This is a genomic window from Brevundimonas sp. BAL450 (genome assembly GCF_015767455.1).
Classification (GTDB): Bacteria; Pseudomonadota; Alphaproteobacteria; order Caulobacterales; family Caulobacteraceae; genus Brevundimonas; species Brevundimonas abyssalis.
Genome location: NZ_JADWOW010000042.1, coordinates 37,080 through 50,678 on the forward strand (window position 1 = coordinate 37,080; position 13,599 = coordinate 50,678).

Sequence of the window (13,599 nt, forward strand, 5' to 3'; positions counted from 1 at the left end):
CGCCGTGAAAAGCCTCAGCCCAGATTTCCCCGTCCCGTCCCTCGCCGACTGGCGCGCCCTCGCCGAGAAGGGCCTGAAAGGCGCGCCGTTCGAGACCCTGATCGGCCGCACCGCCGATGGTCTGGCGATCCAGCCGCTCTACGCCGCCGACCCGGACCGCGCGGTCCTGCGCGCCCGCCCGGGCCTGTCCGGCGACCGCGACCGCCCGTGGGATCTGCGCACCCTCATCGACCACCCAGAGCCCGCGCGCGCCAACGCCCTGGCCCATGACGCCCTGACCAAAGGCGCGGCCTCGCTGCTGCTGCGGCTCGATCCGGCGGGCGAGGCCGGCGTGACCGTGGGCTCGCAGGACGATCTGGCCCGCGCCCTCGACGGCGTCCTGCTCGATCTCGCCCCTGTCGCGCTGGATGCAGGCTTCATGGGCGCCGAGGGCGCCAACTGGCTGGCCGTGCTGGCCAAGGGCGCGCCCGAGGCCCCCCTCGCCTTCCATCTGGACCCCCTGTCCGCCTTCGCCCGTGAAGGCGCCAGCGCCGGCCCCGTCGCCGCCCACGTCAACGCCGCCGCCCAGGCCGGCGCCCGCCACGCCGGGGCCTATCCCCGCGCCAGCCTGTTCCTCGCCTCGGGCCGCTTCGTGCATGAGGCGGGCGGGACCGAGGCCCAGGAGCTGGGCGTCATGGCCGCCGCCGTGGTCGCCTATCTGCGCGCGTTGGAGGCCGCCGGGATCGCGCCTGCCGAGGGGCTGAAGCGCATCGTCCTGGGCCTGTCCGCCGACGCCCGTTATCCGGTGCAGATCGCCAAGCTGCGCGCCGCCCGCGCCATCTGGGCGCGCATCGCCGAAGCCTGCGGTTCGGATGCGCCCGCCGTGATCGAGGTCCGCTCCTCCGCCCGCATGCTGGCCGACCGGGGCGTTCACAACAATCTGCTGCGCCTGACCGCCGCCGCCTTCGCCGGAGCCGTGGGCGGCGCCCAGGCCGTGGTGCTCGACTCCTTCACCGCGCCGCTGGGCGGCGACAATCCCCTGTCCCGCCGTCAGGCCCGCAACACCCAGCTGATCCTGATGGAGGAGAGCCATCTGGGGCGCGTCGCCGACCCGGCGGGCGGCGCCTTCTTCTTCGAGCAGCTGACCGACGATCTGGCCCGCGCGGGCTGGGCCGTGTTCCAGGCCATCGAAGCCGAAGGCGGTCTGGCCGCCGCCCTCCTGTCCGGCTCGCTCGCCGACGACGTGGCCGGCGCCCGCGAGGCCCTGATCGCCTCCACCCGCGACGGCTCCGCCCCGATCCTCGGCGTCAGCCTCTATCCCGCTGACGAAGACCCCGTGACCATCGACCCGCGCCCGGCCCACGCGGTCCCCGCGCCGGATGTGCGTCAGGCCGGCGCCGACGACGCCTGCACGCCCTTCGCCCCCACCCGCCTGTCCGACCATGTGGAGGCGCACCCGTGAGCCTGCCCGACTTCACCACCCTGACCTTCGACCAGACCGGCTCGGCCGCGCCCGCCCAAGGTGACGGCTGGACCACGCCCGAAAAGATCACCGTTGATCCGGCCTACGGCGCCGCTGCGCTCGAGGGGCTCGATTTCGTCCACGGCCTGCCCGGCGTCGCGCCCTATCTGCGCGGCCCCTACCCGTCCATGTACGCCACCAACCCGTGGACCATCCGCCAGTACGCGGGCTTCTCCACGGCCGAGGCGTCCAACGCCTTCTATCGCCGCAATCTGGCGGCCGGTCAGAAGGGCCTGTCCATCGCCTTCGATCTGGCCACCCACCGGGGCTATGATTCCGATCATCCGCGCGTGGCGGGCGACGTGGGCATGGCCGGGGTCGCCATCGACTCCATCCTCGACATGCAGACCCTGTTCGACGGCATCCCGCTGGATCAGATGTCGGTGTCCATGACCATGAACGGCGCCGTCCTGCCGATCATGGCGCTCTACATCATCGCCGCCGAGGAACAGGGCGTCAGCCGCGACAAGCTGACCGGGACCATCCAGAACGACATCCTCAAGGAGTTCATGGTCCGCAACACCTACGTCTATCCGCCGGCCCCCTCCATGCGGATCATCTCCGACATCTTCGCCTACACCGCGCGCGAGATGCCGAAGTTCAACTCCATCTCCATCTCCGGCTATCACATGCAGGAAGCGGGAGCGACGGCGGACCTGGAGCTGGCCTACACCCTGGCCGACGGGGTGGAATACGCCCGCGCGGGCGTGGCCGCGGGCATGGACATCGACGCCTTCGCCCCGCGCCTCAGCTTCTTCTGGGCCATCGGCATGAACCACTTCATGGAGGTGGCCAAGATGCGCGCCGGGCGCCTGCTGTGGGCCTCGCTGATCCAGCGCGAGTTCGCGCCCAAGTCGGCCAAGTCCCTGGCCCTGCGCGCCCACTGCCAGACCTCCGGCTGGAGCCTCGCGGCCCAGGACGTGTTCAACAATGTGGCCCGCACGGCGGTGGAGGCCATGGCCGCCGCCCACGGCGGAACCCAGAGCCTGCACACCAACTCGCTCGACGAAGCCCTCGCCCTGCCCACCGACTTCTCGGCCCGCATCGCCCGCAACACCCAGATCTTCCTGCAGCGCGAAACCGGCATGACCGACAGCGCCGACCTGTGGGGCGGCTCATACTATGTGGAGCGGCTGACGAACGACCTGGCCGCCCGCGCCCTGGCCCACATCGAGGAGGTGGAGACGCTGGGCGGCATGGCGAAAGCCATCGAGGCCGGCATCCCCAAGCTGCGCATCGAGGAAGCCGCCGCCCGCACCCAGGCCCGCATCGACACCGGCCAGCAGACCGTCGTCGGCGTGAACAAATATCTCTCGGATCTGGCCGACGACATTCCGGTGCTCAAGGTGGACAACGCCGACGTCCGCGCCCGCCAGATCGACAAGCTGAAGCGCCTGCGCGCCGAGCGGGACGAGGCCGCCTGCCGGGCCGCGCTGGATGCCCTGAAGGCGGGCGCCGCCGGAAACGCCAATCTGCTGGAGCTGTGCGTCGACGCCGCCCGCGCCCGCGCCACCGTGGGTGAGATGTCCGACGCCATGGAGGCCGCCTTCGGCCGCCATGTCGCCGAGGTGAAGACGGTCAAGGGCGTCTACGCCGCCGAGGCCGGGGCCGACGCGAAACTGGCCCGCGCGCGCGGCATGGTCGCCGCCTTCGTCGAGAACGACGGCGGCCCGCCCCGCATTCTGGTCGCCAAGCTGGGCCAGGACGGCCACGACCGGGGCCAGAAGGTCATCGCCTCCGCCTATGGCGACATCGGTTTCGACGTGGACGCCGGGCCCCTGTTCCAGACTCCCGCCGAGGCCGCGAAACAGGCGGTCGACAACAATGTCCATGTGGTCGGCGCCTCGTCGCTGGCGGCGGGACACCTGACTCTGGTGCCGGAACTGAAGGCCGAGCTGGAAAAGCTGGGCCGCCCCGACATCATGATCGTGGTCGGCGGCGTCATTCCGCCCGGCGACGTGCCCGCCCTGATCGAGAGTGGGGCCGCGGCGGTCTATCCCCCCGGCACGGTCATCGCCGAGTGCGCCGTCGACCTGCTGGACAAGCTCAACGCCCGCCTCGGCTACGCCCAGCCCCCCGCCGGGAAGCGCTAGATCACCGTCATCGCCGGGCCCGTCCCGGCGATCCATACGCACGGTCAGGGCGAAGGGGCCACCGGATGCGCCACCGCTTCCCGGCGCCCGATCCGTTTGTTTCCAATGGATTGGCTGCGCCGCCGTCCCTGTTTACGCCCACCCTGTTTCAGCGCCCTTATACTCCCGTCCGGCGACAGGGATCAGCGCGGGGACGTGAGACGGTGAGACTCCATTGCACTGTTTTTTTTCGCTTCAGACCGTCGCCTGCTCAACCGCACGCTCCGAACGGGATTTCGGACATTTCGGACCCTGTTTTTTCCCGGGTCTTGCACTGCAATTGCACTGTTTTTCGCGTCCAGAGTCTCATTCGGGCGGCCAGGTCAAACCTGGCCGCCCGACAAGAACGTCCGAAAAAACCGTCGCTTATTGCGGCATCACCACGGTATCGATGACGTGGATCACGCCATTGGAGGCGTCCAGGTCGGTGGCCGTCACCGTCGCCGTGCCGCCCGCCGCATCGGTCAGGATCACCGAGCCGCCTTGCAGCGACGCGGTCAGCTCGGCGCCCTGAACGGTGGTCAGGGTGACGCTGCCGCCGCCGGCTTCGATGGCGGCCAGAACGTCGGCGGCTTTCAGTTCGCCGGCGACCACGTGATAGGTCAGCACGGCGGTCAGGGTGGCGCGGTTGGCCGGCTGGACCAGGGCTTCCACGGTCCCGGCAGGCAGCTTGGCGAAGGCGTCATTGGTGGGGGCGAAAACCGTGAACGGACCCTCGCCAGACAGGGTCTCGCCCAGACCGGCGGCCTGGACTGCGGCGACCAGGGTGGTGTGGTCGGGCGAGCCGACGGCCACATCGACGATGGTCTGGCTGGAGTGCATCTGGGCGTGACCGCCGCCGTGGTGGTCAAAGGCGAAAGCAGGCGCGGCGACGCCGCCGGCGAGAAGGGCAGCGACGGCGACCTTGGTGATCAGATGTCTCATGATTTCGTCTCCTGAGTGCGACCGACTTGCTGCCGATCACATTCAGTTACGAAGCGCGTTACCTTGAAGATGCATGATCATCATCGAATTCGACAACGATTGTTCTTATGGTGAACATAAGATGATCTTGAAAAAGGGCGCGGGGAGACCGGCGGAAGGGCAGGTAAGGTCTCCCCGCGCATCGACGGGCCGAAGATGGAGCAACGGAGACGAACCAGCCTCCAGCGCCGTCGATAATCCCAGTTACGACGGCGCCGAGACCTTGGATGCAGCGATCAGAGCTGGGTGATGTCGCCCTGGGCCACCACGGGGCCGTCCGGCTGGGCCGACGGGGTGTGGCCCGGCTCCTCCATGGACACGGCCACCGAGATCGCCTGCCCGGCCACCGAGGCCAGGGTGGCGTCCAGATTGTGGGTCGCGGGCTGGGTCGGGTGGAACGCGCCCACCAGCTGCACGCCGCCGTCCGGCTTGACCAGCCACAGGTGCGGCACGCGCGGATCGCCTTCCATCACGTCGGTGGGGGCCAGGAACAGGTGCCCGGTGCCGGCATCATAGGCCAGGGTCACCGCCGCGGCGCCGTTCTCCAGCGTCAGGGTCGCCACCCGCGTCACCCCGCCCTGGGGCGCCACCGGTTCGGGAACGGCGGCGGGCTGCGCCACCATCACCGCCAGCGCAGCCACACTGGCCGCCAGCAGTCCGGTGGAGCCGATGGCCCACCGCCGCCAGAACGCCAGCCGGCCGTTGTCGTTCGCCGCCGCGACCCCGAAGGCCCCGGCCGCGATGCGCACCCACAGGGCGTCGGAAGGCCGAACCGGGGCGATCTCGTCCGCCAGCCGGGCCAGATCCTCGTTCCAGCGCGCCACGCGCCCCGCGAACGCGGCGTCTGTCTGCTCGCGGCCCCGCGCGGCGGCTTCCTCCGCCGGAGGCAGGATCCGCAGGGCCAGTTCCCCGGCCAGCACGTCGTCGGCGTCCTTGTCGATGGTGTCGGTCATTGTTCCAGACAGGCCCTCAGCTTGAGAAGCCCTCGCCGTATCCAGCTCTTCATGGTGCCCAGCGGCACATCCTGCCGCTGGGACAGTTCATCATAGGTCACGCCTTCGAAGAAGGCCGTGCGGATGGCGCCGCCGACCTTGTCGTCCAGCTCCTCCAGGCAGCCGTTCAGGCGCCGCGCCTCGTCCGCGCTCTCGATCTGCGCCGAGGCCAGGGGCGCGTCGTCCGCGACCTCGAAGGCGTCGTCCACCGGGCGGGTCTGGACCCGGGCGCCGGCCGAGCGCAGGCGGTCGATCGCGCGATTGCGCGCGATGGTCACCAGCCATGTGATGGGGCTGGCGCGGGTGGCGTCAAAGGTTTCGGCCCTGCGCCAGACTGTCAGATAGGTATCCTGCAAAACATCCTCGGCGAGCCCCCTGTCGCCCAAGATACGCAGGCATACGCCCAATAGTTTCGACGAGGTCGCCTCATACACCCTCTGGAACGCGGCCCGGTCGCCCTGCCCCGTCTTGCCAAGCTCGATGGCCAGAGCCTCGCGCGTCATCACCGCTTCCATGCGTGTCCTCGAATTGCCGGATGGATTGTGGGCGCGCGGGGCGCCCCGTCAAGGTCAGTCGTGCAGATAAACGATCCGCTTGCGTCCCGCCGCCCGCATGTCGGCCAGATGTCGCTCATGATCGCCGCTGGTCTTCGCCTCGCGTCCGTTGGCCTCGACCCAGTGTGTGGCCTCGATCTCCTTCTGCAGGGTGCGCCCGGCGAACTGATGTCCCACAAAGAAGAAGTCCACCACCGAGCCTGCCACGGGGATCTCCGTGACGGCCACATCGAACAGCAGATAGGCCGCCATCTTGGCCAGGGTCCGGGGCGAGGCCTTGGCCTGGAGGCCGCTGGCGAACAGCAGGGCTCCGGCGCCCAGGCTGTAGGCGCCCCCCACAAGAGGGATCCAGGTCAGCAGGCCATCCATGCCCACGCCCCAGGGTCCAATCTTGATCACCCGATCGGAAAGCTTGCGCACCCCCTCGACTCGGGACCAGACCTTCTCGATATCGTGGATGGTCCGTTTCGCCATGAGCCCCTCCCTCGCCTGCGCGGTTCTTCGACCGTCCCTTACAAGCCACGCTTGAATGTCCCTCAAACGTCTTCAGTTGCAAAGCTCGGTGAATTTACTGGTCCAGGCGGTCCTGACCGCCGCCGCGCTCGGCCCGCTGGTCCTCGCCCTGGCGTCCCTGTCCGGGATCGGCCATCGCTGGGTCGACATCCTGGCCCAGTTCCCCGCGCCACTCCTCCCGCTGACCCTGGCGGCGACCCTGATCGTGCTGCTGCTGCGGTTCTGGGTTCCGGCCGCCACCGGGGCGCTGGCCTGTCTGCTTCTGGCGCTGGCCATCTGGCCCCAGATCGCGCCCGGCGGTCCCGCCCCGGCCGCCGACAGCCCCCGCGTTCGGCTGTACGCCGCCAACCTCTACGCCATGAACGAGGACGTGGCGGCCATGCGCGCCTCCATCGAGGCCGCCGACGCCGACATTGTGGTCCTCGTCGAGTTCGGCGAAGCCCCCAGCGCCGCCGTCGAGACGCTCCTCGCCGGCTACCCCCACCGGGAAATCACCGAGCGCGTCGTCCGCAGCGAGGACGCGGTCCGCTCGGTCATCGCCTCCCGCTACCCCCTGTCGCGCCGCTCCACCGAAGGCAATGAACGCCAGATGATCTCCGCCGTGGCCGACACCCCGCTCGGTCCGGTCCGCGTCGTGGGCGTCCACCTGACCCGTCCGTGGCCCTTTCAGTACCAGTGGGGACAGATCATCCAGACGCAGAATCTGTTGACCCATATCGACGCCGCCCCCGAACCGGTCGTTCTGGCCGGCGACTTCAACAGCGTGGCGACGGGACGTATCGGCCGCATGCTGCGGTCAGAGGGCGGCTTGATCCATGCTCCCGGTTGGCCCGGCACATGGCCCGGACCCCTGCCCGGCCCGCTGCGCATGACCATCGATCAGGTCTATCACTCACCCGACATCGCCGTGGCGAAGCGCAGCCTCGGCGGGCCCACCGGCTCCGACCACCGCCCGGTTATCGTCGACCTGGCCCGCCCGGCCGATTAGGTCCACCAGGCTTCGCCCCGTCCGCCCGGCTCGCCCAGCGCGATGGCGATCCATTCGCAGATGTCCTGCGCCACCGCCTGCGCGCCTTCCGGCGGATTGATCAGGACCAGGGCGCAGCCGTTCATCTGCATGGGGTTGGTCAGCGGCCTCAGCCGCGCCTCGGCCACCAGCGCCCGCTTCACCCCTGCGTCGGCCAGCCGCCGCAGGAACCCGTCGAAAGTCTCCATGTCCTTGATGGGCAGCCAGATGGCGATGACCGTGTCCGGATCCCGCCGCATCAGGGCGCCAGCCGTTTCGGCGCAGCGTACATAGTCGTCCGGCCGCTCGAACGGCGGATCGATCAGCACCAGCCGCCGACGATCCCCCGCAGCGACGGCGCGCACCACCTCATAGCCGTCGGCCTGGCGCGTCTCCACGCCCTCGCGTCCCTTGAGCCGCTCGGCCAGCAGATCATGCTCCTCGGGCCGCAGTTCGCAGGCCAAATAGCGGTCGCCCTTCCTCAGGCTGTCGGCGATCAGCAAAGGCGAGCCGGGATACCAGCGCACGGTCTCGCCGCCGCCGTTGCGCGCCGCCACGGCGGCCTTCAGCTCGGCCAGCTCGGTCGGCAGTCGCGCCGCGCCCATCAGCCGGGCGATCCCCGCCTGCGCCTCCTTCGAGCGCACGGCGTCCTCGCCCAGATCGTACAGGCCCGAGCCCGCATGGGTGTCCACCACCAGCATCCGCCGCTCGTCGCGCGCCATGCGGCCCAGCAGCCACAGCAGCAGGCCGTGCTTGACCAGATCGGCGAAATTCCCGGCGTGATAGGCGTGACGATAGTTCATGGCGGCGGCTTCGCCTTCACGCCCCGCCACGTCAAGCGGAACCCTTCATCCCGTCCGCGTGTTCGCGCTTGGCTTCCACCGAGATGACCCCATGCCCGACGGCTCCGCCTTCATCGACCCGGACCAGATGCCCGAGGGGCTGACATGGTGCGCCGACGACCAGCCGGGCCTGACCCGCGTCCGGCGCGGCAAGGGATTTTCCTATCACCGGGCGGGCGGCGAGCCTGTCACCGACGCCCGTATCCTGTCGCGCATTCGCGCCCTCGCCATCCCGCCCGCATGGACCGACGTCTGGATCTGCCCGCGCGCCCGGGGCCACATCCAGGCCACCGGCCGCGACGTCAAGGGCCGCAAGCAGTACCGCTATCACGCCGACTGGTCCGAAGGCCGCTCGGAAGCCAAGTTTCACCGCCTGACCGACTTCGCCCGCGCCCTGCCCCGCCTGCGCCGCCGGGTCGAGGAAGACCTCTCCCGGCGCGGGCCCAGCCGCGAGAAGGCCGTCGCCACCACCGTGCGCCTTCTGGAGATCACCCTGATCCGTATCGGCAATCGGGAGTACGCGCGCCAGAACCGCAGCTTCGGCCTGACCACCCTGCACAAGCGCCATCTGGAGGTGGACGGCTCGGCCCTGATCTTCGCCTTTCGCGGAAAATCCGGCGTGGAGCACACCGTCACCGTCCGCGACCGGCGCCTGGCCCGCCTGCTGAAAGCCCTGCGCGACCTCCCGGGTCAGCATCTGTTCAAATACCGCGATGCGGACGGCGATCTGGTCCCGGTCAGCTCCGATGACGTCAACGCCTACATCCGCGACGTCATGGGCGAGCCTTTCTCGGCCAAGGACTTCCGCACCTGGGCCGCCACCGTCTCCGCCGCCCGGGCCCTGCGGGAATGCGAAACGCCGGCTTCGAAGGCGGAATTGAAGCGCCAGTGCAATCAGTGCCTCAAGGCCGTGGCCGGCCTTCTGGGCAACACCCCGGCCGTGTGCCGCTCTGCCTACGTGCATCCGGCGGTGTTCGACCTTCATGAATCCGGGGGCCTGGCGGACTTGCCCGGCCCGGCCGCCAAGGGGTTCGAGCCGGCGCTGATCCGGGCGCTCGACGCTCATTCTGCGCGAACCGCATAGAATCGCTCGCATGACTTGCTAAAAGGCGGGGGTCAGCGCCCGCGCCATGGAGGTATGATTTGCGCCAACTGGCGAACACGATGGATCTGGGTGCAGCCTTCGACGCCTCTCCCAACGCCTATGTGCTGCTGAACACCGACCTGGTGATCGCCGGCGCCAACACGGCCTATCTCGAGCTGGTGAACGCAAAGCGAGAGCAGATTATCGGCCGCCCCATGTTCGAGGCCTTCGACTCCGGTCCGAGCGACGAGGCGCCCGAAAACGTCCGCCAGGTCCGCGACTCCATCCTCCACGCGATCAAGACCGGCCAACGCGACCATCTGGCCATTGTCCGCTTCTCGATCCCCTTCGAGGACCCCACGGGTGCGGTGATCTACGAGGATCGCTTCTGGAGCGCCACCCACACACCCATCCGGGACGAGACGGGCAAGGTCGCCCTTGTGCTCCAGCACACCACCGACATCACAGAAATCGAGAGTCTGCGGCATCAGGTCGGCGCCGTCACTGGCGAAACCTCCACCGCGCTGGACGCGGCGCTCGGCGGCGGCGTCCTCGCCCGCGCCCAGCAGGTTCAGCAGAGCAACCGCAAGCTGGAGATCGAACGGCGAAAGTTGAACGACCTCTTCATGCAGGCGCCCGGCTTTGTCGCTGTGCTGGGCGGGCCGGATCATGTCTTCGAGCTGGCGAACTCCGCCTACGGTCAGCTGATCGGCCACCGGGAGGTGCTGGGCAAGTCCGTTCGCGAGGCCATGCCCGAGGTGGTGGATCAGGGGTTCATCGACCTGCTTGACCATGTCTACACCACCGGCGAGACCTATGAAGGCCGCGAAAGCCTGCTCCAGCTGCAGCGGCGCAGGGGCGGCGATCTGGAAGACGTCTATCTGAACTTCATCTACCAGCCGATCCTCGGCGAAGAGGGCCGCATCGTCGGCGTCTTCGTTCAGGGCCATGAGGTCACCGAAACCGTCAAGGCCGACCAGCGCCAGCGCCTGATGATCGACGAACTGAACCACCGGGTGAAGAACACCCTGGCCACGGTCCAGTCCATCGCCATGCAGACAGCCCGGACCCACGAGGACCCCGCCAGCTTCGCCGAGACCTTCCAGTCACGGCTGATGGCGCTGTCGCACACCCACAACCTTCTGACCCGCAGCCACTGGGAAGGGGCCGACCTGCGCGACGTGCTCCAGCACGAAACCCTGGCCCATGGGGCCCACCGGGTGATCCTCAATGGACCGTCCGTCGCCCTGCCCCCCGCCATGGCGGTGTCCCTGGGCATGATCTTCCACGAACTGGCCACCAACGCCGCCAAATACGGCGCCCTCAGCACCGGCGACGGACGCGTGTTCGTGGACTGGAGCGTGCAGGATCTCACCAACCGCAAGCTGGTGATCTTCTGGCGCGAACAGGGCGGCCCGTCGGTGACGGAGCCCAGCCGACGTGGATTCGGCAGTCGTCTGATCGAAAGGAATGTCCGCCACGATCTGGCGGGAGAGGCGAAACTCGTCTACGCAAGTGACGGCTTTAATGCGGAAATATCCCTTCCGCTGGATCGAGGCGATGGGCATGAGTAACGCGTTGACGGGCCGCAAGGTCCTGGTTGTGGAGGACGAGTCCCTCGTCGCCATGCTGCTTGAGACCATCCTCGAGGACATGGGGTGCATCCCCGTCGGTCCCGTCTCCACCGTGGATGAGGGTGTGCAGAAAGCCGAGAACGAGCCCGATCTGGACCTGGCCCTGCTGGACGTGAACGTGGCCGGACGGCAGGTCTTTCCGGTCGCCGAAGCCCTCGCCCGCCGCGGCATCCCCATGGTGTTCTCGACGGGCTACGGCGAGGCTGGACTGCCGCCGGAATGGCGTGGCGTGCCGGCCATCCAGAAGCCCTTCAGCGAGGCCGCCGTGCGCGACGCCATGCTGGGCGCCCTCAACGTCGCCCGCGCCTGAGGTCCTTCAGGATTTCCCGCGCCGCATTGTGCCCCGGCGCCCCGGTGACGCCGCCCCCGGGATGCGCGCCCGATCCGCACAGATAAAGCCCGGGCACCGGCATGCGGTGATCCCCGTGCCCCAGCACCGGCCGCGCGCTGAACAGCTGGTCCAGGCTCAGCCGTCCGTGGAAGATGTCCCCGCCTGGCAGGCCGAAGCGCCGCTCCAGATCCAGCGGCGTCAGCGCCAGCCGCCCCAACACCGACGCCTTGAACCCCGGCGCCAGACGGTCCACCGTGTCGATCATCAGGTCCGCCACCGCGTCGCGGTGGTCGTCCCACGAGCGCCCCCCTGACAGCACCGGCGCCACATGCTGGCAGAACAGGCTGGCCACATGGGCGCCCGGGGGCGCAAGGCTATCGTCCAGGGTCGAGGGGATCAGCATCTCCACGATCGGCGCCTTCGACCAGCCGTCCCGCCGCGCATCCATGAAGGCCCGGTCCATGTAGTCCAGGCTGGGCGCGATGATGATCCCCGCCGTCAGATGATCGCCCGGCTCCGGCAGGCAGGTGAAGCGCGGCAGCTCCGACAGGGCCACGTTCATGCGGAAGGTCCCGGACCCCGACGCATAGCCGCCGATCCGCTCTCTGAAGTCCGTCGGAACCACGGCCGGGTCCACCAGCCGCTCAAACAGCAGGCGCGGGTGCAGGTTCGAGACCACGGCCCGTCCCCGCACGGTCTCGCCGGCTTCCGTCACCGCCCCCACGGCCCGGCCCTTCTCGGTCAGAACCTCGGCCACCGGGCTGTCCAGGCGAATGTCCACGCCCTGTTCGGCGCAGGCGGCCGCCATGGCCTGGGTGATCGCTCCCATGCCGCCGATGGCGTGACCCCAGACGCCGCGCTTGCCGTTCACCTCGCCGAAGATGTGGTGCAGCAGCACATAGGCAGAGCCCGGCGTGTAGGGGCTGGCGTAGTTCCCCACCACGCTGTCGAAGCCGAACAGGGCCTTGACCGGATCGCTCTCGAACCAGCCGTCCAGCCAGTCTCCCGCTGACTTGGTGAACAGGTCCAGCAGATCGCGCCGCGCCGTGGTGTCCAGCCCCGCCATGCGCCGCCCCACCGACGCGGCCTTCAGCATTTCCGGGATCACGGCCGCCCAGCCGCCCTCCACCACATTGGGCGGGGTGGTCAGGATCAGGGCGCGCAGCACATCGGCCACCGCCTCCAGCCGCCGCTCGTAGGCCGGCAGCCGCTCCGCGTCGCGCGCCGAGAATTTCGCCGCCTCGGCCTGGGTCCGCCCCTCCCCCGCCAGCAGATACGAACTGTCATCCAGTGGCAGGAAATTGCCCACCTTGCGCTCGACCACCCGCAGGCCGCGCCCCGCCAGATCCATGTCCGCGATGATCTTCGGGTTCAGCAGGCTGACGGTGTAGCTGGCCGTGGAGTTGCGGAATCCCGGATGGAATTCCTCCGTCACCGCCGCGCCGCCGACCACGCCGCGCCGCTCCAGCACTGTCACCTTCAGACCGGCCCGCGCCAGATAGAAGGCGCAGGTCAGCCCGTTGTGCCCGCCGCCCAGAATGACGACGTCTGCCTGATCCTGATCCCGCACCGGCTTCAGTCGCAGGACGTCTGGTCGCCAGGCTCGAACGCCCAGGTCATGACGGGCTCATTCTCACCCTCAAGGCCGCGGATGGTGGCGGTCATCACGTCGCCTTCCCGCTCATAGACGATGACATTGGGCCAGTCGTTTTCACGGTTCTCGAAGACCGCCCCCTGCGGGTTCTGGTCCACCAGCATGAAGTCCACGGCGTCGCGGCCGTTCGGCATGGCCTGGTACAGGGTGACGCCGCCACGGGCGATGATCCGCAGTTGCTCCCATTCCGTCAGACGACCGCCTCTTCGCGTGGTCGAGTGGCCGAAGAGCAGGCCCTCGCTGGCGTGGGTCCAGGTCTCCACCGTTTCACGCCCGGGATGACAGGCGCGCCACACGCCTTCCATCCAGCGCAGGTCGACGGCCGATTGCGGACCAGGCGAAGGACTTGCCAGCAACACGGCGGCGATCATGGCGATCATCGTGTCTCCTCCC

The 13,599-nt window shown here is 69.0% G+C and carries 13 protein-coding genes; 6 read left to right on the forward strand and 7 right to left on the reverse strand.

Annotation, left to right across the window (positions count from 1 at the left end):
• The first annotated feature begins 4 nt into the window (after positions 1–4).
• Together IWC96_RS04575 and scpA are read left to right on the forward strand one after the other, a co-directional pair.
• Positions 5–1,441: a methylmalonyl-CoA mutase family protein gene (locus IWC96_RS04575; RefSeq protein ID WP_370541088.1), complete on the forward strand. Its 1,437-nt coding sequence runs from the start codon at positions 5–7 to the stop codon at positions 1,439–1,441.
• Positions 1,438–3,594: a methylmalonyl-CoA mutase gene (scpA, locus tag IWC96_RS04580; RefSeq protein ID WP_196838422.1), complete on the forward strand. Its 2,157-nt coding sequence runs from the start codon at positions 1,438–1,440 to the stop codon at positions 3,592–3,594. Before IWC96_RS04575 ends, scpA begins: the two co-directional genes overlap by 4 nt.
• 405 nt (positions 3,595–3,999) lie before the next feature.
• Here scpA and IWC96_RS04585 read toward each other — a convergent pair whose 3' ends face one another.
• The 4 genes from IWC96_RS04585 to IWC96_RS04600 all read right to left on the reverse strand — a co-directional run bounded on the left by IWC96_RS04585 (position 4,000) and on the right by IWC96_RS04600 (position 6,616).
• A complete protein-coding gene (locus tag IWC96_RS04585) occupies positions 4,000–4,557 on the reverse strand; it encodes a fasciclin domain-containing protein (RefSeq protein ID WP_021697822.1) in 558 nt (185 codons plus the stop codon).
• A 275-nt stretch (positions 4,558–4,832) separates the two neighbouring features.
• Positions 4,833–5,549: an anti-sigma factor domain-containing protein gene (locus IWC96_RS04590; RefSeq protein WP_021697821.1), complete on the reverse strand. Its 717-nt coding sequence runs from the start codon at positions 5,547–5,549 to the stop codon at positions 4,833–4,835.
• Entirely contained in the window at positions 5,546–6,091 is a 546-nt protein-coding gene (locus IWC96_RS04595) for a sigma-70 family RNA polymerase sigma factor (protein ID WP_231378869.1), read from the reverse strand. The genes IWC96_RS04590 and IWC96_RS04595 overlap by 4 nt, the downstream gene beginning before the upstream one ends.
• Before the next feature lie 66 nt (positions 6,092–6,157).
• The gene (locus IWC96_RS04600; RefSeq protein WP_021697819.1) at positions 6,158–6,616 is read right to left on the reverse strand and encodes a DUF4112 domain-containing protein; all 459 of its coding nucleotides are present in this window, start codon (positions 6,614–6,616) and stop codon (positions 6,158–6,160) included.
• A 55-nt stretch (positions 6,617–6,671) separates the two neighbouring features.
• Here IWC96_RS04600 and IWC96_RS04605 point away from each other — a divergent pair, with 55 nt between their 5' ends.
• Positions 6,672–7,643 (forward strand): endonuclease/exonuclease/phosphatase family protein, encoded by a 972-nt coding sequence (locus tag IWC96_RS04605; RefSeq protein ID WP_021697818.1) that lies wholly within the window; start codon positions 6,672–6,674, stop codon positions 7,641–7,643.
• On the opposite strand, the gene rlmJ is transcribed toward IWC96_RS04605, so the two are convergent.
• Positions 7,640–8,494 (reverse strand): 23S rRNA (adenine(2030)-N(6))-methyltransferase RlmJ, encoded by an 855-nt coding sequence (gene rlmJ, locus IWC96_RS04610; protein WP_021697817.1) that lies wholly within the window; start codon positions 8,492–8,494, stop codon positions 7,640–7,642. The genes IWC96_RS04605 and rlmJ overlap by 4 nt on opposite strands.
• Positions 8,495–8,555: 61 nt before the next feature.
• On the opposite strand from rlmJ, the gene IWC96_RS04615 reads away from it, so the two are divergent.
• From IWC96_RS04615 to IWC96_RS04625, 3 genes are read left to right on the forward strand one after another with little or no spacing between them, the layout of a single operon-like run.
• Positions 8,556–9,587 carry a DNA topoisomerase IB gene (locus IWC96_RS04615; protein WP_021697816.1) on the forward strand — a complete coding sequence of 344 codons (1,032 nt, stop codon included), beginning with the start codon at positions 8,556–8,558 and terminating at the stop codon, positions 9,585–9,587.
• A 59-nt stretch (positions 9,588–9,646) separates the two neighbouring features.
• Entirely contained in the window at positions 9,647–11,161 is a 1,515-nt protein-coding gene (locus tag IWC96_RS04620; protein WP_231378871.1) for a sensor histidine kinase, read from the forward strand.
• Entirely contained in the window at positions 11,154–11,531 is a 378-nt protein-coding gene (locus tag IWC96_RS04625; protein WP_045319160.1) for a response regulator, read from the forward strand. Before IWC96_RS04620 ends, IWC96_RS04625 begins: the two co-directional genes overlap by 8 nt.
• On the opposite strand, the gene IWC96_RS04630 is transcribed toward IWC96_RS04625, so the two are convergent.
• Both IWC96_RS04630 and IWC96_RS04635 read right to left on the reverse strand, forming a co-directional pair.
• Complete coding sequence (locus tag IWC96_RS04630) at positions 11,512–13,122, reverse strand: NAD(P)/FAD-dependent oxidoreductase (RefSeq protein ID WP_196838423.1); 1,611 nt, start codon at positions 13,120–13,122, stop codon at positions 11,512–11,514. The genes IWC96_RS04625 and IWC96_RS04630 overlap by 20 nt on opposite strands.
• A 5-nt stretch (positions 13,123–13,127) precedes the next feature.
• Positions 13,128–13,586, reverse strand: coding sequence for a DUF6265 family protein (locus tag IWC96_RS04635; protein WP_021697812.1), 459 nt, complete (start codon positions 13,584–13,586; stop codon positions 13,128–13,130).
• Positions 13,587–13,599: the final 13 nt, after the last annotated feature.